This window comes from Yokenella regensburgei, from assembly GCF_003634235.1.
Lineage (GTDB): Bacteria > Pseudomonadota > Gammaproteobacteria > Enterobacterales > Enterobacteriaceae > Yokenella > Yokenella regensburgei.
Window position 1 is genome coordinate 150788 of the sequence record NZ_RBIZ01000004.1, and the last position, 24857, is coordinate 175644.

24 protein-coding genes and 5 tRNA genes are annotated in these 24857 nt (G+C 55.7%); 6 read left to right on the plus strand and 23 right to left on the minus strand.

What is annotated here, in order from left to right:
* Positions 1-111 precede the first annotated feature (111 nt).
* Both emrA and emrB read left to right on the plus strand, forming a co-directional pair.
* On the plus strand, positions 112-1284 hold the full coding sequence (emrA, locus tag C7387_RS12105; RefSeq protein WP_038255191.1) for a multidrug efflux MFS transporter periplasmic adaptor subunit EmrA: 1173 nt from the start codon (positions 112-114) through the stop codon (positions 1282-1284).
* A 15-nt stretch (positions 1285-1299) separates the two neighbouring features.
* Positions 1300-2838 carry a multidrug efflux MFS transporter permease subunit EmrB gene (emrB, locus tag C7387_RS12110; RefSeq protein WP_006817302.1) on the plus strand — a complete coding sequence of 513 codons (1539 nt, stop codon included), beginning with the start codon at positions 1300-1302 and terminating at the stop codon, positions 2836-2838.
* Between the two features lie 54 nt (positions 2839-2892).
* On the opposite strand, the gene luxS is transcribed toward emrB, so the two are convergent.
* From luxS to mltB, 19 genes are all read right to left on the minus strand, one after another.
* Positions 2893-3408: an S-ribosylhomocysteine lyase gene (luxS, locus tag C7387_RS12115; RefSeq protein WP_072009063.1), complete on the minus strand. Its 516-nt coding sequence runs from the start codon at positions 3406-3408 to the stop codon at positions 2893-2895.
* A gap of 152 nt (positions 3409-3560) precedes the next feature.
* Complete coding sequence (gshA, locus tag C7387_RS12120) at positions 3561-5117, minus strand: glutamate--cysteine ligase (RefSeq protein ID WP_038255196.1); 1557 nt, start codon at positions 5115-5117, stop codon at positions 3561-3563.
* A 64-nt stretch (positions 5118-5181) separates the two neighbouring features.
* Entirely contained in the window at positions 5182-5610 is a 429-nt protein-coding gene (locus C7387_RS12125) for a YqaA family protein (RefSeq protein ID WP_006817299.1), read from the minus strand.
* A complete protein-coding gene (gene yqaB / locus C7387_RS12130; RefSeq protein ID WP_120816784.1) occupies positions 5607-6173 on the minus strand; it encodes a fructose-1-phosphate/6-phosphogluconate phosphatase in 567 nt (188 codons plus the stop codon). The genes C7387_RS12125 and yqaB overlap by 4 nt, the downstream gene beginning before the upstream one ends.
* A 118-nt stretch (positions 6174-6291) precedes the next feature.
* Complete coding sequence (locus C7387_RS12135; protein WP_006817297.1) at positions 6292-6606, minus strand: BON domain-containing protein; 315 nt, start codon at positions 6604-6606, stop codon at positions 6292-6294.
* A 261-nt stretch (positions 6607-6867) separates the two neighbouring features.
* A tRNA-Arg gene (locus tag C7387_RS12140) sits at positions 6868-6944 on the minus strand.
* Between the two features lie 160 nt (positions 6945-7104).
* A tRNA-Arg gene (locus C7387_RS12145) sits at positions 7105-7181 on the minus strand.
* 27 nt (positions 7182-7208) lie between these two features.
* Positions 7209-7285: transfer RNA gene (locus C7387_RS12150), tRNA-Arg, on the minus strand.
* A gap of 197 nt (positions 7286-7482) precedes the next feature.
* A tRNA-Arg gene (locus tag C7387_RS12155) sits at positions 7483-7559 on the minus strand.
* A gap of 4 nt (positions 7560-7563) precedes the next feature.
* A tRNA-Ser gene (locus C7387_RS12160) sits at positions 7564-7656 on the minus strand.
* Positions 7657-7944: 288 nt separating this feature from the next.
* The gene (gene csrA / locus C7387_RS12165; RefSeq protein WP_000906486.1) at positions 7945-8130 is read right to left on the minus strand and encodes a carbon storage regulator CsrA; all 186 of its coding nucleotides are present in this window, start codon (positions 8128-8130) and stop codon (positions 7945-7947) included.
* Between the two features lie 240 nt (positions 8131-8370).
* A complete protein-coding gene (alaS, locus tag C7387_RS12170; RefSeq protein WP_120816785.1) occupies positions 8371-10998 on the minus strand; it encodes an alanine--tRNA ligase in 2628 nt (875 codons plus the stop codon).
* A gap of 131 nt (positions 10999-11129) precedes the next feature.
* On the minus strand, positions 11130-11630 hold the full coding sequence (gene recX, locus C7387_RS12175) for a recombination regulator RecX (RefSeq protein WP_038255217.1): 501 nt from the start codon (positions 11628-11630) through the stop codon (positions 11130-11132).
* An 82-nt stretch (positions 11631-11712) separates the two neighbouring features.
* Entirely contained in the window at positions 11713-12771 is a 1059-nt protein-coding gene (gene recA, locus C7387_RS12180) for a recombinase RecA (RefSeq protein ID WP_038255219.1), read from the minus strand.
* 77 nt (positions 12772-12848) lie between these two features.
* The gene (pncC, locus tag C7387_RS12185) at positions 12849-13346 is read right to left on the minus strand and encodes a nicotinamide-nucleotide amidase (RefSeq protein ID WP_006818580.1); all 498 of its coding nucleotides are present in this window, start codon (positions 13344-13346) and stop codon (positions 12849-12851) included.
* Positions 13347-13481: 135 nt separating this feature from the next.
* Entirely contained in the window at positions 13482-14363 is an 882-nt protein-coding gene (locus C7387_RS12190) for a metal ABC transporter substrate-binding protein (protein WP_006818579.1), read from the minus strand.
* 10 nt (positions 14364-14373) lie between these two features.
* Entirely contained in the window at positions 14374-15234 is an 861-nt protein-coding gene (locus tag C7387_RS12195; protein ID WP_006818578.1) for a metal ABC transporter permease, read from the minus strand.
* Complete coding sequence (locus tag C7387_RS12200) at positions 15231-15908, minus strand: metal ABC transporter ATP-binding protein (protein ID WP_120816786.1); 678 nt, start codon at positions 15906-15908, stop codon at positions 15231-15233. The genes C7387_RS12195 and C7387_RS12200 overlap by 4 nt, the downstream gene beginning before the upstream one ends.
* Positions 15909-16142: 234 nt before the next feature.
* Positions 16143-17219 carry a lytic murein transglycosylase B gene (gene mltB, locus C7387_RS12205; protein WP_006818576.1) on the minus strand — a complete coding sequence of 359 codons (1077 nt, stop codon included), beginning with the start codon at positions 17217-17219 and terminating at the stop codon, positions 16143-16145.
* A gap of 180 nt (positions 17220-17399) precedes the next feature.
* Here mltB and gutQ point away from each other — a divergent pair, with 180 nt between their 5' ends.
* Positions 17400-18365 (plus strand): arabinose-5-phosphate isomerase GutQ, encoded by a 966-nt coding sequence (gene gutQ, locus C7387_RS12210; RefSeq protein WP_120816787.1) that lies wholly within the window; start codon positions 17400-17402, stop codon positions 18363-18365.
* Here the strand turns inward: gutQ and norR are convergent.
* Positions 18362-19876, minus strand: coding sequence for a nitric oxide reductase transcriptional regulator NorR (gene norR / locus C7387_RS12215; protein WP_006818574.1), 1515 nt, complete (start codon positions 19874-19876; stop codon positions 18362-18364). The two genes, gutQ and norR, sit on opposite strands and share 4 nt — an antisense overlap.
* A gap of 190 nt (positions 19877-20066) precedes the next feature.
* Between norR and norV the strand changes: the two genes are divergently transcribed.
* Together norV and norW are read left to right on the plus strand one after the other, a co-directional pair.
* Positions 20067-21515, plus strand: coding sequence for an anaerobic nitric oxide reductase flavorubredoxin (gene norV, locus C7387_RS12225; RefSeq protein WP_120816788.1), 1449 nt, complete (start codon positions 20067-20069; stop codon positions 21513-21515).
* On the plus strand, positions 21512-22645 hold the full coding sequence (gene norW / locus C7387_RS12230) for an NADH:flavorubredoxin reductase NorW (protein ID WP_120816789.1): 1134 nt from the start codon (positions 21512-21514) through the stop codon (positions 22643-22645). Before norV ends, norW begins: the two co-directional genes overlap by 4 nt.
* Before the next feature lie 138 nt (positions 22646-22783).
* Here norW and C7387_RS12235 read toward each other — a convergent pair whose 3' ends face one another.
* Positions 22784-23083, minus strand: coding sequence for a helix-turn-helix domain-containing protein (locus tag C7387_RS12235; protein WP_038255230.1), 300 nt, complete (start codon positions 23081-23083; stop codon positions 22784-22786).
* Positions 23084-23092: 9 nt separating this feature from the next.
* Complete coding sequence (locus tag C7387_RS12240) at positions 23093-23434, minus strand: type II toxin-antitoxin system RelE/ParE family toxin (RefSeq protein ID WP_038255232.1); 342 nt, start codon at positions 23432-23434, stop codon at positions 23093-23095.
* 183 nt (positions 23435-23617) lie between these two features.
* On the opposite strand from C7387_RS12240, the gene C7387_RS23015 reads away from it, so the two are divergent.
* On the plus strand, positions 23618-23788 hold the full coding sequence (locus C7387_RS23015) for a hypothetical protein (protein WP_166791108.1): 171 nt from the start codon (positions 23618-23620) through the stop codon (positions 23786-23788).
* Positions 23789-23828: 40 nt separating this feature from the next.
* Here C7387_RS23015 and C7387_RS12245 read toward each other — a convergent pair whose 3' ends face one another.
* The gene (locus C7387_RS12245) at positions 23829-24857 is read right to left on the minus strand and encodes a HoxN/HupN/NixA family nickel/cobalt transporter (protein WP_006818568.1); all 1029 of its coding nucleotides are present in this window, start codon (positions 24855-24857) and stop codon (positions 23829-23831) included.

Below are 24857 nucleotides of genomic sequence, written 5' to 3' on the forward strand. Positions count from 1 at the left end.
AACTTCCAGATTGAAAAAAGAAAAACTGACAGGCCAGCAGCCAGCAACTGCTGGCCTTTCTGACGAATTGTCGGCCAGGCCGATGTGAAAAATAAGATCGTGGAGAAAATCATGAGCGCGAATGCGGAGATGCAAACCCCGCAGCAACCAGCCAGTAAGAAAGGTAAACGCAAGGGCGCCCTTCTTCTGCTGACTTTGCTCTTTGTCATTATTGCCGTGGCATACGGCATTTATTGGTTTTTGGTACTGCGTCATTATGAAGAAACCGATGACGCATACGTGGCAGGGAACCAGGTTCAAATCATGGCGCAGGTGTCCGGCAGCGTGACGAAAGTCTGGGCTGACAACACCGATTTTGTGCAGAAAGGCGATGTGCTGGTTACGCTTGATCCGACCGACGCACAGCAGGCTTTCGAAAAGGCCAAAACGCAGCTGGCCTCCAGCGTGCGTCAGACGCGTCAGCAGATGATTAACAGTAAGCAGTTGCAGGCGAACATCGAGGTGAAAAAAACCGCGCTGTCGCAGGCACAGACTGACCTGAATCGTCGTATCCCGTTAGGCAGCGCCAACCTGATTGGTCGCGAAGAACTGCAGCACGCTCGTGACGCCGTTGCCAGCGCGCAGGCAGAACTGGATGTGGCAATTCAACAGTACAACGCAAACCAGGCCGTGGTGCTGAACACCCGTCTGGAAGAGCAACCGGCGGTTCAACAGGCAGCGACAGAAGTCCGTAACGCCTGGCTGGCGCTGGAACGTACCAAAATTGTCAGCCCGATGACCGGCTACGTCTCACGTCGTTCCGTGCAGCCTGGCGCGCAGATTAGCCCGACTACGCCGTTAATGGCGGTGGTTCCGGCTAACAATCTGTGGGTCGATGCTAACTTTAAAGAGACCCAGCTGGCACACATGCGTATTGGCCAGCCTGCCACCGTCATTAGCGACATCTACGGCGATGACGTGAAATACACCGGTAAAGTGGTCGGCCTCGACATGGGCACCGGTAGCGCCTTCTCGCTGCTGCCAGCACAGAACGCCACCGGGAACTGGATCAAAGTGGTTCAGCGTCTGCCGGTACGTATTGAGCTGGATGCGAAGCAGCTTGCGGAACATCCGTTGCGTATCGGTCTGTCGACCCTGGTTGAGGTGAATACCACCGACCGTGAAGGGCAGATCCTCGCAAGCCAGGTACGCAGCTCTCCGGCTTACGAAAGTAACGCGCGCGAAATCAGCCTTGATCCGGTCAACCAGCAAATTAACGCCATTGTCCAGGCGAACGCTAACTAATCCGGGGTACGCGTAATGCAACAGCAAAAACCGCTGGAGGGCGCCCAGCTGGTCATTATGACCATCGCGCTCTCTCTGGCGACTTTCATGCAGGTGCTGGACTCCACCATCGCGAACGTGGCAATCCCCACGATCGCCGGGAACCTTGGCTCTTCGCTGAGCCAGGGGACCTGGGTCATTACCTCTTTCGGCGTGGCCAACGCTATCTCCATCCCGATTACCGGGTGGCTGGCAAAACGCGTGGGCGAAGTGAAGCTGTTCCTCTGGTCGACGGTTGCCTTCGTACTCGCCTCCTGGGCGTGCGGCGTGTCAAACAGCCTGACCATGCTCATCTTCTTCCGCGTCATTCAGGGGATTGTGGCCGGGCCGCTGATCCCTCTGTCGCAGAGTTTGCTGTTAAGTAACTACCCGCCTGCCAAACGCTCGATTGCGCTGGCGCTGTGGTCGATGACCGTTATCGTGGCGCCCATCTGTGGCCCGATCCTCGGGGGTTATATCAGTGATAACTATCACTGGGGCTGGATCTTCTTCATCAACGTGCCAATCGGCGCGGTGGTGGTACTGATGACCCTGCAATCCCTGCGCGGACGCGAGACCCGCACCGAGCAACGGCGTATCGACGGTATTGGTCTTGCGCTGCTGGTGCTTGGCATCGGTAGTCTGCAGATCATGCTCGACCGGGGTAAAGAGCTCGACTGGTTCAACTCGACGGAAGTGGTGGTACTGGCGATTGTCGCCGTGGTGGCGATAAGTTTCCTCGTGGTCTGGGAGCTGACGGACGACAACCCGATAGTCGATCTTTCGTTGTTTAAATCGCGAAACTTCACCATTGGCTGTCTCTGTATCAGCCTCGCCTACATGCTCTACTTCGGCGCTATCGTACTGCTGCCGCAGCTGCTGCAGGAGGTATATGGCTACACCGCCACCTGGGCGGGGCTGGCGTCTGCGCCGGTGGGGGTAATACCGGTGCTGCTGTCGCCAATTATTGGCCGTTTCGCCCATAAGCTCGACATGCGGCGTCTGGTGACGTTCAGCTTCATTATGTATGCGGTGTGCTTCTACTGGCGCGCTTATACCTTCGAACCGGGAATGGACTTTGGTGCCTCTGCGTGGCCGCAGTTTATTCAGGGCTTTGCCGTCGCCTGCTTCTTTATGCCGCTGACGACCATTACCCTGTCGGGCCTCCCACCGGAGCGACTGGCCGCAGCGTCGAGCTTGTCGAACTTTACCCGAACGCTTGCTGGTTCTATCGGTACCTCGATTACCACCACCATGTGGACGAACCGCGAAGCGTTGCATCATGCGCAGCTGACGGAATCCGTTTCACCGTTTAACCCGAACGCCCAGCAAATGTATGCCGATCTCCAGAATCTTGGATTGACGCAACAGCAGGCATCCGGCTGGATAGCGCAGCAGATAACCAGTCAGGGGCTGATTATTTCCGCCAACGAAATCTTCTGGGTTTCGGCGGGGATATTTATCATCCTGCTGGGGCTGGTGTGGTTTGCTCGCCCACCGTTTAGTGCCGGTGGCGGCGGAGGCGGTGCGCACTAACAAAAAAGCCAGTTCATGATGAACTGGCTTTTTTTATGGCCCGAAGCGCGAAAACTAGATGTGCAGTTCCTGCAGCTTCTCTTTCGGCAGCGCCAGCTCTTCGTTGCTGTTGACGCGAACATCACGCTCGATGATGTGGCGCGCAATCTCCTGCGCTTCCGCCAGGGAGTGCATAGTGTAAGTGCCGCACTGGTAAACGTTCAGCTCCGGGATCTGGTTCTGATCTTTCACTTTCAGCACATCGGCCATTGCCGCTTTCCAGGCATCCGCCACGCGCTGCTCGTCCGGAGTACCAATCAGGCTCATGTAGAAGCCGGTACGGCAGCCCATCGGCGAGATATCGATAATCTCAACACCGTTGCCGTTGAGGTGATCGCGCATAAAGCCCGCGAACAGGTGCTCCAGCGTGTGGATCCCTCTCTCAGGCAAAATCTCCTGGTTTGGTACACAGAAACGCAGATCGAATACGGTGATTTCATCCCCGTGCGGCGTTTTCATGTTCTTCGCAACGCGGACTGCAGGGGCTTCCATTCGGGTATGGTCGACAGTGAAACTATCTAGTAATGGCATTCGTCACCTCCGACAGTGATTTTTTTTAAAAATAAAATGAACTCTTTGAATCGCTGCGAGTCTGAGTATATGAAAGACGCGCATTTGTTATCATCATCCCTGTATTCAGAGATGAAAGTTTGGCCACAGTGATGTGGCCTTTTTCTTTTCTGTTACGCGTGCCGCGCGACCAGCGCTGAGAATGGCTCGCTGTCTGCCGCTTCAATTTCCTGCTGACGAACCACGGAAGCGTCACGCTCCGCGACAAAATCCGCCTCGCTCAGAATTTCATACGGCTCTTCCCGCAGCAAATTGCGGTAAGCATCGCCCAGCGCCTTGCCGGTGCCGCCAATGCCTTCATCAATCATAGAACGCAAAATACGTGCTGAGAACGTGAGTTCCGGATTATCGAAGCCAGCGACCAGTTCATCGCACACTTTTTGATATTCATTGCCGCCGTCGATGCCGTCCAGCGTTTGTGCAACACGCCGGAGATCGCTGAACAGGTCTTTGCCGACCTTCGCCAGCGGGAACTGTGCCGTTTCACAGCCAATACCCAGCGTCAGGCCCGGTTTGCGCCCTTCCAGAATCACCCGATTCCAGTTGGTGCGGGTACACAGCAGTTCGTCGCTGCTCATCTCTGGCGCATCCGCCAGCACGCACCAGACCATAAACAGATCGAGGAAGCGCACCTGCTGCTCATCAACGCCGATTGGCGAGAACGGGTTAATATCCAGCGAGCGGACTTCAATGTATTCAATGCCGCCACGCAGCAGCGCATCCGACGGCGTTTCACCGCTACGAGTCACACGCTTAGGACGGATTGGCGCATACAGCTCGTTTTCAATCTGCAGAATATTACTGTTGATTTGCAGGTGTTTGCCGTCTTTCTGCAGACCAATCTTCGCGTATTCCTCAGAAGGCGTTTTAATCGCACGCTTCAATCCTGCCACATACTCATGCAGAGAGTTAAACGTAATTCCGAGATTGCTTTGCGATTTATTGGTATAGCCGAGATCGCTCAGGCGCAGCGAGGTGGCGTATGGCAGGTAGTACATGCCACCTGGCGTTTTCTCAAACGGCAGCGTGGTCGGTTTCCCCTGCAGGAACGATTCGCAGATTGCCGGTGATGCACCAAACAGATAGGGGATCACCCAGCCAAAACGATAGTAGTTACGGATAAGGCGGAAATAGCCGGCAGAAATCGCCTCTTTGCCGCTCTCAACGTCTTCCACGCCGCACTTCGCCTTCCAGAATGCCATCGGCAATGAGAAGTTGTAGTGCACACCGGAAATGGTCTGCATCAAAGCACCGTAGCGGTTCTTCAGCCCTTCACGGTACAGCGTTTTCAGGCGACCGACGTTAGAAGTGCCGTACTGTGCCAGCTCAATATCCTGACCCGGCGCAATGTAGCAGGGCATGCTGAGAGGCCACATGCGTTCTTCACCCATATGACGCGCCGTATAACGATGAACGTCACGCATGAAGGTCAACATGTGCTGGATATCGCCATCTACGGGGGTAATAAACTCCAGCAGTGCTTCGGCAAAGTCAGTGGTAATCCATTTATGCGCCAGCGCCGACCCTAAAGCTTCCGGGTGTCCGGTTGTTGCCAGCGTGCCGTCTGCGTTGACACGCAGCGTTTCGCGCTCAAGACCACGCTGGATCCCCTTCAGAGCCTGAGGATGGTTTTCCAGCCAGGCCAGCGCCTGTGATACGTCCGGGATCAAATTGACCTCCCGCCTGTCGAATTCATTTTATTAAGCATAATTGTCATAATTACTGACGATGCAATTAGTGCCACCACGTCATCCCCTGGAGCGTAGCCGCTGCTACCACAACGTAACGCAGCGCCTTTCCAAGGCATAAAAAAAAGAGTACCGGCCCCCAGGAGATGCGCATCCATCCCGCCAGCAGGCACAGCAAATCACCTATAACAGGCATCCAGCTCAACAGCAGCGTGGCCGCGCCATAGCGCTGTAACCATCCCACTGCTTTGTCCTGCCACCGCGAGGTTTTCCGTAACGGAAACAAGCGTCCAAGAATAACGTTAGTTGCCCCTCCAAGGCTATTACCCATTGTTGCTATTAACACCAGAAGCCAGGGCTTGCTGGCGCCGGAAAGCAACAGGGCAATGAGGACAACTTCAGAGTTGCCTGGCAGCAGCGTCGCGCTCAGGAAACTACTGGCGAAAAGCGAAAAAAGCGAGAGCCCGTCACTCACAGTAAGCGCACGTCCACCACGTCCATCCCTGCACTACGCGCTGCCTGCAGACCAAAATCAGCGTCTTCAAACACTACGCACTGATTCGCCGCGACGCCCATCAGTTCAGCACACAGCAGGAAGGTATCTGGCGCGGGTTTGTGATGCTTAACGTGATCGGCAGCGACAACCGCAGTGAAGTACTGACGCAACCCCAGATGAGCCAACAGCGCTTCAGCGATAGCGCTCTCGCTGCCGGTGCCAACCGCCATTGGGCGACGGCCATGCCAGGCTTTCACAACATAAATCAACGGAAGCGGACGAACGGTATCCAGCAGCATCGCCTTCACCGCATCGGTTTTTTCGCGAGCCAGCTGGTGAGGGTCAAGCGTCGCCTGGTTGAGTTCGATTATGGACTGCGCAATTCTCCAGGTGGGTGAACCGTTCAGCGCGGTCATCGCCTGTTCATCAAAATGCATTCCATAACGACCCAGTACGTCGTGCCACGCCTTGCAATGGGTGGGTTCGGTGTCGAGGATAGTGCCATCCATATCGAAAATCAGCCCAGCATAACGTTCGTACATCTTGCCCCCACAAACCGGATATCAGGACGTTACTTTATCGCAAAAGGCCTTTTTTGTCGCCGCTGATACCCAGACAAAAAAGGCACCCTAAGGTGCCTTCTTGCGAAAAATGAGAGGATTAACGGATCCGCAGGTCGTTTTCGACTACCCGCACACCCTGAACGCCACGTGCGGTTTCTACGGCACGTTTCGAATCAGCTTCCGAGTTCACAAAACCGCTCAACTGCACACGCCCTTTAAAGGTCTCAACGCCAATCTGCCCGGACTTGATGTCTTTGTTGCTAAACAGCGCGGATTTCACCTTAGTGGTGATAACGGTATCGTCGATGTAGCCACCGGTGCTTTCCTTCGTGGAAGAACCTGCGCATCCTGCCAGTGAAATTGCGACCAGAGACGCTGCGGCGAGTCCAGCTATCGCTTTGAACCATTTCATGGATTTCTCTCCTTGCTAACCTGCAAAACGTGTTGATTACATGTATAAATTAGCGGGAAAGACAGAAATTGCCAATAAGAGAAAGTGCGGTATTGATGTATTAACGGGGATATTTAGAAAGAGAAGAGATGGTGCATCCGGGAGGATTACTCGGCTGCGCCTCGCCCTGCGGGCCGTTGCTTACGCAACGTTATCACCCCTGGTGCTGGCGATTATCTCGCAGACCATGAAGCAACAAATTAGCTGTTATCTCGGAGAAGATGGTGCATCCGGGAGGATTCGAACCTCCGACCGCTCGGTTCGTAGCCGAGTACTCTATCCAGCTGAGCTACGGATGCATCGGGAAATGCTTTGAAAACTATTAGATGGTGCATCCGGGAGGATTACTCGGCTGCGCCTCGCCCTACGGGCCGTTGCTTACGCAACGTTATCTCCCCTGGTGCTGGCGATTATCTCGCAGACCATGAAACAACAAATTAGCTGTTATCTCGGAGAAGATGGTGCATCCGGGAGGATTCGAACCTCCGACCGCTCGGTTCGTAGCCGAGTACTCTATCCAGCTGAGCTACGGATGCATCAGGAACTGCTTTGGTAACAAGTAATGGTGCATCCGGGAGGATTCGAACCTCCGACCGCTCGGTTCGTAGCCGAGTACTCTATCCAGCTGAGCTACGGATGCATCGGGAAACTTGCTTTACTACGCTGATTCAGTGTCGCACTGAACAACCACAACACTGAGTAAGATGGTGCATCCGGGAGGATTACTCGGCTGCGCCTCACCCTTCGGGCCGTTGCTTACGCAACGTTATCTTCCCTGGTGCTATCGGTTATACCGTAGACCTTGAAACAACAGCGCTACTGTTATCTCGGAGAAGATGGTGCATCCGGGAGGATTCGAACCTCCGACCGCTCGGTTCGTAGCCGAGTACTCTATCCAGCTGAGCTACGGATGCAAAATGGCGGTGAGGCGGGGATTCGAACCCCGGATGCAGCTTTTGACCGCATACTCCCTTAGCAGGGGAGCGCCTTCAGCCTCTCGGCCACCTCACCACACGCCTCTTACGAGTGCTTCGAAGAACTTGTTTAAGCTCATCGTCGCTGCGTGGCGCACATATTACTTTCTGGGACTTATAAGTCAAACAATTTTTCCGAACCTTTTATCGTTTGCACACTTCACGCGCAATTAGCCTGCAAAAACGGCAAAAAGGGTGTTTTATCAACAGGCAAACGGCTTCAGCACTGAAGCAGAGAAGTCACAAGCAAAGGGGGAAAAGTGAAAAACAAAGGGGGGTGCTGCGAAAGATGGCGCCTCACCGCAGCGGGTGAGACGCGGGAACCTTAGTAACTGGACTGCTGGGATTTTTCAGCCTGGATACGCTGGTAGATTTCTTCACGATGGACAGAGACTTCTTTAGGTGCGTTTACGCCGATGCGTACCTGGTTACCCTTCACCCCTAAAACTGTCACAGTGACCTCATCTCCAATCATGAGGGTCTCACCAACTCGACGAGTCAGAATCAGCATTCTTTGCTCCTTGAAAGATTAAAAGAGTCGGGTCTCTCTGTATCCCGGCATTATCCATCATATAACGCCAAAAAGTAAGCGATGACAAACACGTAAACGCGTAAGCAGTCACGGCATCACATTCTGTTAAACGTAAGTTTAGCCGATATACACAATTTCAACCTGACTTTATCGTTAGCATTACCGCATTGCAAAACGCCGTAACCCGGGGGTTATGGCGTCTGCAGGCGTTTATAGTTATTACAGTTTTGCGCTTACCCAGTCTTTTACACTGGCCAGTGCAGCAGGAAGTGCAGAGGCGTCAGTACCACCGGCCTGGGCCATGTCCGGACGTCCGCCACCTTTGCCGCCCACCTGTTGGGCGACCATACCAATCAGCTCCCCTGCTTTCACACGGTCAGTCACATCTTTCGACACACCAGCAATCAGAGAAACCTTACCTTCAGCCGCAGTGCCCAGTACCACAATGGTAGAACCGAGCTGATTTTTTAGATCGTCAACCATGGTACGCAGCATCTTCGGCTCAACGCCACTCAGCTCGCTCACCAGCAGCTTCACGCCGTTGATATCGATAGCTTTACTGGAGAGGTTTGCACTCTCCTGCGCTGCAGCCTGGTCTTTCATCTGCTGCAGCTCTTTTTCCAGCTGACGGCTGCGGTCCATGACGGCACGCACTTTGTCAGCCAGGTTATGGCTGTCGCACTTCAGCAGCTGTGCGACTTCACTCAGCAGCTCGCTGTCTGCATGTACGTTCGCCATCGCACCTTCGCCGGTAACGGCTTCAATACGACGAACGCCTGCAGCAGTACCAGATTCGGAAGTGATGCGGAACAGGCCGATATCACCGGTACGGCTGGCGTGAGTACCGCCGCACAGCTCGGTGGAGAAGTCACCCATACTCAGTACGCGAACGTGGTCATCATACTTCTCGCCGAACAGCGCCATCGCGCCCTTCGCCTTCGCCGCTTCCAGATCCATAACCTTGGTTTCGATAGGCAGGTTGCGACGGATCTGGGCATTGACCAGATCTTCAACCGCACGGATCTCTTCCGGCTTCATGGCTTCGAAATGGGAGAAGTCAAAGCGCAGCGCTTTATCATTCACCAGCGAGCCTTTCTGTGCCACATGCGTGCCCAGAACCTGGCGCAGTGCGGCATGCATCAGATGCGTCGCAGAGTGGTTGAGGCGAATACGCGCACGACGGGCTTCATCAACGTCAGCCTGCACCGCGTCACCCACCTTCAGCGAACCGGTAGCCAGTTTCCCGAGGTGACCAATCGCCTGGCCGTATTTCTGCGTGTCGGTTACGGTGAATGCAAAGCCCGCGCCTTTCAGCTCGCCTTTGTCGCCCACCTGACCGCCAGATTCCGCATAGAACGGCGTTTGATCCAGTACGACAACCGCTTCCTGGCCCGCATTGACGCTATCAACCGCTTTGCCGTCGATAAACAGCGCCGTCACTTTGCCGTTCAGTTCCAGGTTATCGTAGCCTTTAAATTCAGAGGCTTCATCCACGCGGATCATCGCGTTGTAGTCAGCGCCAAAACCGCTGGACTCGCGCGCACGGCGGCGCTGCTCTTCCATCGCGGCTTCAAAGCCAGCTTCGTCAACTTTGATGTTACGCTCGCGGCAAACGTCGGCGGTTAAATCCACCGGGAAGCCGTAGGTGTCGTACAGACGGAAAGCGGTTTCGCCGTCCAGCGTGTCGCCAGAAAGTTTTGCCAGCTCTTCGTCGAGCAGCGCCAGACCACGCTCAAGCGTACGAGCAAACTGCTCTTCTTCGGTTTTCAGCACCTGCTCAACCTGCGCCTGCTGACGTTTCAGTTCTTCGCCCGCAGCACCCATGACGTCAACCAGCGGACCAACCAGCTTGTAGAAGAAGGTGTCTTTCGCGCCCAGCATATTGCCATGGCGAATGGCGCGACGAATGATGCGACGCAGCACGTAGCCACGGCTTTCGTTGGATGGCATCACGCCGTCGGCAATCAGGAACGCACAGGAGCGGATATGGTCGGCGATAACGCGCAGCGACTTATTGCTGAGATCGGTCGCACCGGTCACCTTCGCTACCGCCTGAATCAGGGTGCGGAACAGATCGATGTCGTAGTTGGAGTTAACGTGCTGCAGTACCGCGGCGATACGCTCAAGGCCCATACCGGTATCCACGGAAGGCTTAGGCAGCGGTTCCATGGTGCCGTCGGCCTGACGGTTAAACTGCATGAAGACGATATTCCAGATCTCAATGTAGCGATCGCCGTCTTCTTCCGGGCTTCCCGGAGGGCCACCCCAGATGTGGTCACCGTGGTCGAAGAAGATCTCGGTGCACGGACCGCACGGACCGGTGTCGCCCATCTGCCAGAAGTTATCAGAAGCATACGGCGCGCCTTTGTTGTCGCCGATGCGGATAATACGCTCACGCGGAACGCCGACTTCATTCGCCCAAATTTCAAAGGCTTCGTCGTCGGTTTCGTAGACGGTCACCCACAGCTTATCTTTCGGCAGGTTGAACCAGTTTTCACCGGTTAACAGTTCCCACGCGTAGTTGATAGCATCGTGTTTGAAGTAGTCGCCGAAGCTGAAGTTACCCAGCATTTCGAAGAAGGTGTGGTGACGCGCGGTGTAGCCGACGTTTTCCAGGTCGTTGTGTTTACCACCCGCACGAACGCAACGCTGCGCGGTAGTCGCGCGAGAATAATTACGTTTGTCGAGACCAAGGAATACATCCTTGAACTGGTTCATCCCGGCGTTGGTAAACAGCAGGGTCGGGTCGTTATTCGGCACCAGGGAGCTGCTGGCAACTACCTGATGTCCCTTGCTATGGAAAAAATCGAGAAACGCCTGACGGATCTCAGCGGTGCTCTTGCTCATAATTATCCTGAAATCAAGCTAACGAATTGTCGCAGGTGGCGAGTGACGATTTATAACCGTGTCGGCTACCTGACGGAAAAAGTGGGAATAAGATAAGTTTTCTTTAAAGGGAAGTAAAATCCCCGATGGGGTCAATCTGTAAAATTTCGCCAGATCTCCTGGATATCTTCCATCAGATACCCACGATAAAGTAAAAAACGCTGCACTTTCACTTTGTCCGCGAAGGCGGTCGGCAGCGGCTCGCCATATTTACGCAGCGCTTGTTCACGAGCAATATCCACCCAATCAATTTCGCATTCGCGCATCGCTAACTCGCTCATTTCGCGAGAGATACCTTTCTGATTCAGCTCCTGACGGATACGCGCCGGGCCATAACCTTTGCGGCTACGGCTTTGAATAAACTGGCGAACAAAACGGGAGTCGTCGAGATAATGGTTCTCCGCACACCATGCGATAACTTTTTCGACATCTTCCGGCAAGGCGTCAACGACTTGCGGACCATTCTTAGTCATCACCGGAGCCGCAAGTTTGCGCCGTAGCTCCTGCTCGCTGTGATCGCGCATCGCCAGAATACGGATGGCGCGATCCAGTAATCGGGCGTAGGCGGAGCGGCGTGGGGACGTTTCAGACATAAAAAACCTGCAAATAAAAAAACAAAAGGGCTGCATCAGCAGCCCTTTCCGGTTAGCACAACATTAGCAGAAATCGTCGTTATCAGAAATCTTCGTTGGTTTCTTCAACGTCGGCGCTATCAACAACGAAATCCGGAGTTGAGTTCTGGTTGCTGAGCAGCAGCTCGCGAACCTTCTTCTCGATCTCTTTCGCTGCAGCCGGGTTCTCTTTCAGCCAGTTAATCGCGTTTGCTTTACCCTGACCAATTTTGTCGCCGTTGTAGCTATACCAGGCACCCGCTTTTTCGATCAGTTTTTCTTTCACGCCGAGGTCAACCAGCTCGCCGAAGAAGTTGATACCTTCGCCGTAGAGGATCTGGAATTCAGCCTGTTTGAACGGTGCTGCGATTTTGTTCTTCACCACTTTCACGCGGGTTTCGCTGCCGACCACGTTGTCGCCCTCTTTCACCGCGCCAATACGACGGATATCAAGACGAACGGAGGCGTAGAATTTCAGCGCGTTACCACCGGTGGTGGTTTCCGGGTTACCAAACATGACGCCAATCTTCATACGGATCTGGTTGATGAAGATAAGCAGAGTGTTGGACTGCTTCAGGTTACCCGCGAGCTTACGCATCGCCTGGCTCATCATACGTGCCGCGAGGCCCATGTGAGAGTCACCGATTTCGCCTTCGATTTCCGCTTTCGGCGTCAGGGCCGCAACGGAGTCGACAACGATAACGTCAACGGCACCGGAACGCGCCAGGGCGTCACAGATTTCCAGCGCCTGCTCACCGGTGTCCGGCTGGGAACACAGCAGGTTGTCGATATCAACGCCCAGTTTGCGGGCATAAACCGGATCCAGCGCGTGTTCAGCATCGATGAACGCACAGGTTTTACCTTCGCGCTGTGCCGCGGCAATCACCTGCAGCGTCAGCGTGGTTTTACCGGACGATTCCGGTCCGTAGATCTCGACGATACGACCCATTGGCAGGCCGCCTGCACCAAGCGCGATATCCAGAGAAAGTGAACCCGTGGAGATCGTTTCTACGTCCATAGAACGGTCTTCACCCAGGCGCATGATGGAGCCCTTACCGAATTGCTTTTCGATCTGGCCCAGTGCTGCCGCCAACGCTTTCTGTTTGTTTTCGTCGATAGCCATTATTACTCCTGTCATGCCGGGTGTTACCGGTTAAATTCTGTGTCGATGCAGCAATTATACTGTATGGTCATACAGTATCAAGTATTTTGTAGAAATTGTTGCCAGAGGGTTTGCAGGGCATAGGCGGTGGCCTGACGGCGCACGGATTCGCGGTCGCCAATGAAGCGTTCACAGGCGGTAATGCCCTGCCCGTTCGCGCTGGCAAAACCGAACCAGACGGTGCCGACGGGTTTTTCCGCGCTGCCGCCGTCAGGCCCGGCGATGCCGCTTACGGAAACCGCGTAGGTGGCACGAGCCGCGCGCAACGCGCCGATTGCCATTTCAACCACCACCGGTTCACTAACGGCACCGTGCTGTTCGAGCGTCACACCGCGCACGCCAATCATCTGCTCTTTCGCTTCGTTACTGTAGGTGACAAAACCGCGTTCAAACCACGCCGAACTGCCGGCAACGTCGGTAATGGCTTTCGCTATCCAGCCGCCGGTACAGGACTCTGCGGTCGTCATTGTGGCGCCACGCGCCAGTAACGCCTGCCCCACCAGCTCGCTCAGTTGCATCAATTCAGGATCGGACATTTGCCACTCCGTTCAATCAGTAAAGAGGTGCATCAAGATACCACTTTCCCTCAGAAGATGGGGACGACATCACGATTTTACGAGGGCGATTCAGAAAAAACGAAAAACGCCCCGGCGGCTGCCAGGGCGGGAGGGTTATTTCATGCTGTTGGCAATGAGCTCAACGTTATGGCGCAGCATTTTCACGTAGCTATCCGCTACGCCGCCGGGTTTAGAGAGCGCTTCCGGATACAGCTCACCGCCAGGCGCTGCCCCGGTTGCGGAAGCAATCTGTTTCACCAGACGCGGATCGAGCTGATTTTCCATAAACCAGGTATGAATGTGGTCCGTCTTCATCTGATCGATAAGCGCCGCGACGTCCCCCGCGCTGGCTTCGCTTTCGGAAGACAACCCCTGCGGCGCCAGGAAAGTCACGTCATACGCCCGGCCAAAATATCCGAAGGCATCATGGCTGGTCAGCACTTTGCGCTTCGCTTCCGGGATATTACTGAAGCGGCTTTTCGCCCAGCTATCAATCTTCTTAAGTTCAACAATATACTGCGTGCCGCGTGCCGTAATTGCCGCTTCGTCCTGAGGGTCGGCTTTAACCAGCCCGTCCATAATATTTCTGGCATACAGTGCACCGTTAGCCGCGCTATTCCAGGCGTGGGGATCGGTCACGGTTTTGCCATCTTCATTAAGCGCATGCGTCTGCACCCCCTGAGAGGCCACCACGAGCTGTCCTTTGAAGCCGGAGGCCTTCACCAGCCTGTCGAGCCAGCCTTCCAGCCCCAGTCCGTTCACCACCACCACGTCAGCCTTGCCCAGCATCGCGCTGTCCTTCGGCGAAGGCTCATAGGTATGCGGGTCGCCATCCGGCCCCACCAGGGTAGTGACATTGACGTTATCGCCACCCACCTGTTTCGCCATATCCCCCAGCACCGAGAAGCTGGCAACCACGTTCAGTGTTTTCGCCATCGCCCCCTGCGCCATCACGCTCAATGCCAGCGCCAGAGCAATCCCCATACGTTTCGTCATCGTTTTCCCCTTAAAAGAACGCCCGCAGACTGACGGCCAGCCTGCTGCGTGTGCCAAAAAACACTGAAATGAAAAAGAAAATACTGGCAGTCAGTACAATCGCTGGCCCTGCCGGTAGGCTTGCCGACCACGACAGGCTGAGCCCCATCCAGGCGCAGAACGCCCCGCTCAGCGACGAGAGCAGCAGCAGCCCCGGCAGCGTGTGCGTCCAGCACCGGGCCGCCACGGCGGGCAGCATCATGACCCCCACCGCCATCAGGGTGCCGAGCACCTGGAACCCAGCCACCAGGTTCAGCACCAGCAGTGCCAGAAACAATCCGTGGATAAGCGCAGGCAGACGCGGCGCATTCACCTGCAGCCAGGCGCTGTCAAACGCCTCGCTGACCAACGCCCGGTAGAAAATCGCCATGCACAACAAAGTAATAGTGGCAACGCCTGCTACAAACAGCGCCGCATCGCGGTCAACCGCCAGAATGGAGCCAAACAGCAGATGCAGCAGATCGACGCTTGAGCCACGAAGCGATACCAGGGTAACGCCAAGCGCCAGCGATCCGAGATAAAACCCGGCAAAGCTGGCGTCTTCTTTCAAGGGTGTCCGACGGCTGACCCAGCCTGCCACCAGCGCCACGGCGATCCCGGCAACGAATCCACCGAGCGTCATCGCCATCAACGACATCCCGTTCAGCAGATACCCCACCGCCACGCCGGGTAAAATGGCATGCGACAGCGCATCCCCCATCAGGCTCATGCGCCGCAGCAGCAAAAATGCGCCCAGCATGGTGGTACTGACCGACAGCGCGAGACACACCACCAGCGCACGGCGCATGAAGCCGTATTCGATAAACGGCTGGAAAAAGAGATGCCAGATCATGCCGCCCCCGCCGAGGTAAATGCCGCGAGCACGGTTGCGGTGTTATCCCAGTGACACCCTTCCTGCCCGAGCCACAGCGTTTCCGGGAAATGGCGCGCTACCCGCTGGTTATCGTGCAGCACCGCCAGCACGGTTTGCCCCTGACGATGCATATCGAGGATCAGCGACATCAGCACGCGCGAGGTGGCTTCATCCACCCCGGTGAAGGGTTCATCGAGCATCACCAGCGGAGCCTGCTGCACCATCACGCGGGCAAAGAGCATGCGCTGAAACTGGCCGCCGGAGAGCGATTCGATCGGTGATTTGCCAAGCTCAGCCAGCCCCACTCTTTCCAGCGCCGCATCGATGCGTTTGCGGACATCGCCACGCAGGCCCCGCAGCAGCGATACGCGCGGCCAGGCGCCCTGGCTTACCACATCATGAACGGTCAGTGGGAACTGTGATTCCAGCGAATGCCGCTGCGCCAGCCAGCCGACTACCGGGCGCGATGTTGCCCAGCTCAGCGTGCCGCTCACCGGCGGCAGAAACCCCGCCAGCGTTTTCAGCAGCGTAGATTTCCCGCAGCCATTTAGGCCCACAATGGCCGTCAGGCTACCGGTTTCAATAACACCGCTTAGCGCGGGGGTGATAGCGCGACCGTCGTAGCCCGCCACCAGGTTATCGAGCGTAATCATGGTAGCGATACCGCCCAGAAAATGGCGAGCCACAGCAGCAACAGCAACAGCACGGCAAAGGCGAGCCTGGCGAGACCAGAGGAAGTAAACAGGGAAAATGACATCGGAAACCCTCAAATATGTTATAACATAACAGTATCGGGATAATCAGAAAATGTAAATCAATGTCAGGCGGGGAGAATGCGACGAAATGTTTCAGAAGCCCTTCCCACCGTGCAGGAAGGGCTGAGGAGCTTACTGGAAGCGCGCCTGAGAAACAGCAAGACCCAGTTGCCACACGGCCATCGCGTAGTGAGTGCTATGGTTGTAGCGGGTGATGGTGTAGAAGTTCGGCAGACCGTACCAGTATTCGTAACCGGTACCGATATCAAGACGCAGCAGGCTCGCCTGCTGATGGTTGCCCAGCGGCTGGGTCGGCGATAAGCCGACGGCGGCAAGCTGCGCTACGTTGTAGTTAGTTTTAAAACCGTTCTCCAGCCCCGGCGCCTGACCCATTGCCTTCACGGCCACCTGATCGCCCTTCACCCAGCCGTGCTGTTTGAAGTAGTTCGCGACGCTACCAATAGCATCTACCGGATCCCACAGGTTGATATGACCATCGCCGTTAAAGTCGACGGCATATTGCTTATACGAGGAAGGCATAAACTGACCGTAACCCATTGCCCCGGCGAATGACCCTTTCAGATCCAGCGGATCGTCCTGCTCGTCGCGCGCCATCAGCAGGAAGGTTTCCAGCTCGCCGGAGAAATATTCCGCACGACGCGGATAGTTGAAGGAGAGCGTCGCCAGCGCATCGAGAATACGGGTTTTACCCATCACGCGTCCCCAGCGGGTTTCCACGCCGATAATCCCGACGATAATTTCCGGCGGCACGCCATAGACCTGCCACGCGCGGTTCAGCGCATCTTCATATTGATTCCAGAACGCCACGCCATTTTGCAGGTTGTCCGGCGTAATGAACTGCTTACGGTAACGCAGCCACGCGCCGTTCGGCCCGGTCGGTACCTGGGCTGTCGGCGCTTGTCGGTCCATCAGACGCAGCACGTAGTCGAGGCGTTTTGCCTGCGAGAGGATTTCATGCAGCTGCTGGCGGTCAAAGCCATGTTTGCTGACCATCTTATCGATGAACTGCTCGGCCGCCGCGTTATTGGCAAAATCACCGCCCGTCATGGTGACGTTGTGCTGTGGTTCAAGCAGGAAACCACCGGAAGGCGTATTCGCCGTCTCCGGCGTGGCGGTTTTTGGTTTGCTGCTGCAGGCAGCCAGCAGGACAGCAAGAGGGAGTAAAGCCAGATAACGACGCTTGAACATGTGACTTCCATATTAAACAAATTCGGCAAGGGCAAGTATGGTAAAGCATCCGCTGGTCGACAAGGAAGTAGCAGACTGACCTGCGCCGCAAATTCTCACCATTTCTCGAAACTCTGCGCAGGAATGCTCTATCATGGCGCCCATCTCACGACAATGCCTTTACCCTTCGCGGAGAACCCTATGAGTCAATTCTTACTGAATGCCGGCCGTCAGGCCCTGTTACTGGAACTTCAGGAAGCCAGCCGTCTGCCGGATAGTCTCGATGAGCGCTTTGTCCGCGCCGCAGAAACCATTATTAACTGCAAAGGCAAGCTGATTGTTTCTGGTATTGGCAAGTCCGGTCATATCGGTAAAAAACTCGCCGCTACCTTCGCCAGCACCGGCACTCCGGCCTTTTTTGTTCACCCTGCCGAAGCCCTGCACGGCGATCTGGGGATGATTGAGAGCCGCGACGTCATGCTGTTCATCTCCTATTCCGGCAGTGCGAAAGAGCTGGATTTGATTATCCCTCGACTGGAGGAGCGCGGCGTGGCGCTGCTGGCAATGACCGGCAAACCGCAGTCAACGCTGGCGCTGGCCGCGACGGCGACGCTTGATATTTCGGTCGAGCGCGAAGCCTGCCCAATGCATCTGGCCCCAACCTCCAGCACCGTAAATACCCTGATGCTCGGCGACGCGCTGGCGATGGCGGTGATGCAGGCGCGTGGCTTTAACGAAGAAGACTTTGCCCGTTCGCACCCGGCTGGCGCGCTGGGCGCACGACTGTTGAATAAAGTCCATCACCTGATGCGCCGCGACGGTGACGTGCCGCAGGTACAGCTTGAAGCGAGCGTGATGGACGCCATGCTGGAACTGAGCCGTACCGGCCTCGGCCTGGTGGCGATCTGTAACGCAGACGGCGGCGTAGAAGGCGTGTTCACCGACGGCGACCTGCGGCGCTGGCTGGTCGGCGGCGGCACACTGAACGATATCGTCGCCCCGGCCATGACCCGCGGTGGCGTAACGCTACAGGCGCAGGAACGCGCCATTGAAGCGAAAGAGATTCTGATGCGTCACAAGATCAGCGCCGCACCGGTCGTCGACGAAGCGGGCAAACTGACCGGCGCGATTAACCTGCAAAACTTCTATCAGGCGGGCATTCTCTAACCCTTCATCCCCAGACGTTTCGCCAGCCGGTGCAGGTTGGCGACGTCCATCTCAAGCGCCCGGGCGGCAGTCGCCCATTTGTGCTGAGCCTGCTCCAGCGCCCGGGCGATAGTCTCGCGCTGAAATGCCTCGGTCGCTTCGCGAAGGTTACGGGTGTCCGGCGCGACTTCCACTGCCGGCGCCTCTACCATTACCTCTTCGCCGGTCTGGAAATGCTGCGCCTGCAGCACCACGTCATCTCCAGAGCGCGCCGCCCGCGCCAGCACCACCGCACGATGAATCGCATGCTCAAGCTCACGCACGTTCCCCGGCCAGTGCCAGGCCAGCAATTTTGCCCGCGCGCCGGCGCTCAGGAGCACCTGAGAAAGCCCCAGCCGCAGCCGGCACTGTTCGCAGAAATAGCCCGCCAGCAGCAGGACATCATCGCCACGTTCACGCAGCGGCGGCACGGAAAGCGGGAAAACGCTCAACCGGTGGAACAGGTCGGCACGAAAACGCCCCGCCAGGACCTCCTCGCGCAAATCGCGGTTGGTCGCCGCCAGCACCCGGACATCCACCCGCAGGCTGCTGTCGTCCCCCACCCGCTGAATGTCGCCATACTGCAATACGCGCAGCAGTTTGGCCTGTAACGCCAGCGACAGCTCGCCGATTTCATCAAGAAACAGCGTACCGTTGTCCGCCATCTCAAACTTACCGCTGCGGTGGCTGATAGCGCCGGTGAAGGCGCCCTTAACGTGACCAAACAGCTCGCTTTCAGCAACGCTCTCCGGCAGTGCCGCACAGTTGAGATACACCAGCGGATTAGCCGCCCGCGGTGAACCTTCGTGAATGGCCTTCGCCACCAGCTCTTTACCGGTCCCGGTCTCTCCGCTAATCAGCACGTTGAGATCGGAGGCCGCCACGATGTCTATCTCCTTTTTCAACTGCAGCATACGCTCGGAAAGGCCGATCATCTCTTGCCCCGAGGGAATACTGTCGCGGGTGGTGGCGTCCGGTAGCACGTTCTGGTTCTCAAGCCGGGCAATCAGCAGCGCATTATTCAGCGCCCCCGACACCAGCGCGGCAATCAACCGCAATTCTTCGTCGCTGAAGCTGTCGAACTGATCTGCCGACATACCATCGAGCGTTAAGGCGCCAATCAGGTTTTGGCCCGCAAACAGCGGTAGCCCCAGGCAGGCGTGTACTTTCAGGCTTTCATGGCCTGGGATCAGACCATCGTAGGGATCCGGTAACGAGCTGTCTGCCGGGAAGCGCACCACATCCCCGGCGCGGGCAATTGCCTCAAGGCGTGGATGCCCTTCGAGGGTGAAACGTCGCCCGAGGACATCTTTCGCCAGACCATCAATCGCCAGGGGCACAAACTGATGCGCCTCATAGCGCAGCAGCGCCGAGGCATCGCAGCCCAGCACCTCGCGTAGAGTGGTGATAAGCCGTGCAAAGCGGTCCTGATGACCAATATCGCTTTGCAAATCAATGGCAATTTTTGCCAGCACTTCTACAGAAAAACTCATTACCGCCTCGCTGTCATTTTGACAATTTATATTGTCATATTGACGAAGATATTCATAGTCACTTTGACATCGATAAAAATCAGTAAAACAACAAAATCATTTAAAATCAATAAACTAAAAAGTTGGCACGCAACTTGATAATAGCCAGATATCTTTTTTCAAAAACCGTATAAATGATATTGAGGTTGTTATGGCGATTCATGTAAAAAATAACATTCACTGGGTTGGACAGCGTGACTGGGAAGTCCGTGATTTTCATGGTACCGAGTACAAAACGCTCCGGGGCAGCAGCTATAACAGCTATTTGATTCGCGAAGAAAAAAACGTACTGATCGATACCGTCGATCACAAATTCAGCCGTGATTTTGTGCAGAACCTGCGTGCCGAAATCGACCTGGCCGATATCGACTACATCATCATCAACCACGCCGAAGAGGATCACGCCGGGGCGCTGACTGAACTGATGTCCTGTATTCCGGACACGCCGATTTACTGCACTGCCAACGCCATTGATTCTATCAACGGTCACCACCATCACCCGGAGTGGAATTTCAACGTGGTGAAAACCGGCGACAGTCTGGATATTGGCAACGGCAAATCGCTGATTTTCGTAGAAACGCCGATGCTGCACTGGCCGGACAGCATGATGACCTACATGACCGGCGACGCGGTGCTGTTCAGTAACGACGCTTTCGGTCAGCACTACTGCGACGAACACCTGTTCAACGATGAAGTTGACCAAATCGAACTGTACGAGCAATGTCTGCGCTACTACGCCAATATCCTGACGCCGTTCAGCCGCCTGGTAACGCCAAAAATCACCGAGATCCTCGGCTTCAACCTGCCAGTAGAGATGATTGCTACCTCCCATGGCGTGGTATGGCGCGATAATCCAACGCAGATTGTCGAGCAGTACCTGAAGTGGGCAGCGGATTACCAGGAAGACAGGATCACCATTTTCTACGACACCATGTCGAACAACACCCGGATGATGGCCGATGCGATTGCCCAGGGGATCAACGAAGTCGATCCTCGTGTGGCGGTGAAAATCTTTAACGTCGCCCGTAGCGATAAAAACGAAATCCTCACTAACGTCTTCCGCTCCAAAGGCGTACTGGTTGGGACCTCAACCATGAACAACGTGATGATGCCGAAAATCGCCGGACTGGTAGAAGAGATAACCGGCCTGCGTTTTCGCAATAAACACGCCAGCGCCTTTGGTTCCCACGGCTGGAGCGGCGGCGCGGTTGACCGTCTCTCCACCCGTCTGCAGGATGCCGGTTTAGAGATGTCGCTGAGCCTGAAAGCAAAATGGCGCCCGGACCTCGACGCGCTGGAACTGTGCCGCGAACATGGCCGCGAAATTGCCCGCCAGTGGGCGCTTACTCCACTTCCTGTGGCTGAGCGTACTGAATCTCAGGCAGCCGCAGACACCGCCTGCGCGAAGGCAGCAGCGGCAGATCTCGGGCCAATGATGCAGTGCAGCGTTTGCCAGTGGATCTACGATCCAGCAAAAGGCGAGCCAAATCAGGACGTTCAGCCGGGTACACCGTGGAGCGACGTGCCGGATAATTTCCTGTGTCCGGAATGCTCTCTCGGCAAAGAGGTCTTCGACGTCCTGGCCACGGAGGCAAAATGAAACATGGCATTATGATAATTGGTTCGGGCTTCGCCGCCCGCCAGTTAGTCAAAAACATCCGCAAGCAGGATACCGTCGTCCCCATCACCCTGGTCGCCGCCGACAGCATGGATGAGTACAACAAACCGGATATCAGTCACGTTATCAGCCGTGGACTCAGCGCAGACGAACTGACCTTACAAACCGCCGGTGAGTTTGCCGAGCAGTATAACCTGCGTCTGTTTCCGCAGACCTGGGTGACAGAAATTGACGCCGACGCGCACTGGGTTAAAAGCCGGGATAAACAGTGGCACTTCGACAAACTGGTCCTGGCGACCGGTGCCGCACCGCTCATTCCGAACGTACCCGGCCGCGAGCTGATGGTCACGCTCAACAGCCAGCAGGAGTACGGGGCATCACAAAGCCACCTGCGTGATGCGCAAAGGGTGCTGATTGTCGGCGGTGGGCTGATTGGCTGCGAGCTGGCGATGGATTTTAGCCGTGCAGGCAAAGCGGTGACCGTCGTAGATAACTCCGCTTCGGTGCTGGCCTCCCTGATGCCGCCGGAGGCCAGCAGCCGCCTGCAGCATCGTCTGACCGACATGGGCGTTCATCTGCTGTTGAAAAGCCAGCTATCAGGACTTGAGAAAACCGCCGGCGGCGTTCGCGTCATGCTCGACCGGGAGCGGGTTATTGAAGTGGATGCCGTCGTTGCCGCAGCGGGCCTGATCCCGGAAACCGCCCTCGCTCGCCGGGCAGGGCTAAAAACCCAACGTGGGATCGAGGTGAACGAGACGATGCAAACCAGTCACCCGGATATTTATGCCCTCGGTGACTGTGCAGAAATCAACGGCATGGTGCTACCATTCCTGCAGCCGATTTTACTCAGCGCGATGACGCTTGCCAAAAACCTGCTGGGGCAAAACGGTGGGCTGAAGCTTCCGCCGATGCTGGTGAAAGTGAAAACGCCGGACGTGCCGCTGCACCTGGCGGGTGACACCCGCCGCGCCGATCTCACCTGGAATATCGTCTGCAACGGACGGGGGATGGTCGCGAAAGGGATCGACGCAGAAGACAAACTGCGCGCCTTCGTGGTCAGCGAAGACCATATGAAAGATGCGTTTGCACTGCTGAAAAACTTATCAGCGTAACGGCGAGTATTAACCCTCCAGCCACTTAATCGCAGCACATGGATGTGTCGCTTGCATGTCGACTTACCGACATTTTAGCCCCTATGTCCGGGGCTTTTTTTGTTTCCTGAGTATCTGTAAGAAGCTGGCAACCCAGACTTAAACATGGAATGCGATTCTCTTCCCACCGGGTAAGGTCACATCAATACGCAGCTCCCCCCCCAGGGCAGACACGTAGCGTTTGAGAGTAGAAAGTCTCGGGTCGTTGCCAGGCTGCTCGATTTTCGCAAGCGTCGGCTGCTTAACACCCATGGCTGCTGCAAGTTGAGTTTGCGACAAATTTAATTCTTCACGCAGCTGCGTCAATGCCACGATCTGGCGCATTTCCTCAACTTTCTCAGTCACGCGCTGCTGATCCTCAGGACTCTGCTGCGCCATCAGCGCTTTTAAAGTAGACATATGACTTCCTTACTTTACCAGGTGCTTACTGAATTCGTTATCAGCTAACCTAATCATTTCTTTGTAAAAACGTCGCTCATTGACCCCTCTTTTACTACCGGCACAAAGCACTACCGCTTTGCGTCCAGGGTCAAATGCAAAGAATGCTCTCACCGGATTACCGGCATGCTGTATACGAAGCTCTTTCATATTGGCGTAGTTTGACTCATTAACCGTATCGACATAAGGGCGACCCAGTTGTGGACCAAATTCTTCCAGAAGATGCATCGCAGCCAGCATATCAATTTTTAAAGCTTGTGTTTGCACCATAAACCATTCATCAAACAAATCCGTTGTTTCAACATCCCACATCCGCGATCCCTCATAGCTTATTTGCTATAAATCATATTATAGCCTATTTGCTATAATATCAATACCACCACGCGATACCTGCTCAAATCATCATAAATCCGGAACAACTCGAAAAATCACGGCCTGTTTTAATCCAGGAGCCTGCCCTATTCTGGCTGTGAATTAACCACCCGGAGAGAAAAAATGACGACGCTTACTCACGACCTGCGCTACTTTGCTCAGTACTTTACGTCGGTTCGTCATGCTGAGAACCCGGGGAAATTTAGCTGGTTATATCTTTCCCCGCAGGAGCGCATCGAGCGGCTTGAAGAGCTGCTGTCTCCGCTCAGCAAAGACGCGCTTTCCCGCCACTAGCGGGCTTTCCGGCGGTACATCGCCGCCGGATGCTCCATGCTCAGATCTTGTTGCCATCTACCGACAGCGCGTCGTAGCCGCGCCAGCGATAGTTCACCACCGACAACAACCAGCACGCCACGAACAGCGCAACCACCACAAAGCCGGCATTGCCGAGGTTGTCGTTAAGAAATGCCACCCCACGCCACAGCCCGCCGTCGAGGGAAAACTTGTCGGCAAACAGCCCCAGCGCTTCCAGGCCGCCGATAAACAGCGCCACGACGACCGAAGTACCGGTAATGGTCATGTTGTAATAAAGCTTGCGCTGAGGCTTGTTGAACGCCCAGCCATAGGCACCGACCATCAGCACATTGTCGAGGGTATCGATAAGCGCCATACCGCTGGCAAACAGCGCCGGGAACACCATGATTGACCAGATGGACATCCCGTGGGAGGCTCCGGCCGCGGAAATACCCAGCACCCCGATTTCTGTCGCGGTGTCAAACCCCAGCCCGAATAAGAAACCCACCAGATACATATGCCAGCTCTTACCCACCAGGCGGAACGTACGGCCAAACAGCCAGCTCATGCTCCCACCGGTGAAGGCGGCATCGGCGTCCACTTTCTTGCCGCGCTTCAGTGCCTGAAAACTACGCCAGACGCTGCGTAAAATCACCAGATTAACCAGCGCCATGGCGAGTAAAAACAACGCCGATACCGCCGTTCCGATGACGCTGCCGGTATCATGAAACCACGCCATGTTTTTCTGAAATGCCGTCGCGGTGGCGGCAATCGCTACGGTTGCCAGCACCACAATCGTCGAATGACCCAGCGAAAACCACGCCCCTACGCCGCAGGGACGACGACCCTGCTGCATCATTTTTCGCGTAACGGTATCGATCGCCGCAATATGATCGGCATCGACCGCGTGGCGCAGACCATAGCCCCACGCCAGCACGCTCGCCGCCATCAGCGCCCCGCTATGCGCAAACTGCTGCCAGGCCAGCGCCCATACCAGCAAGTTCACCAGAGCTAAAACCAGCACCAGTACCGCCGCCCGCGGCTGCTGGCGTAAGATTCGTAAGAACAT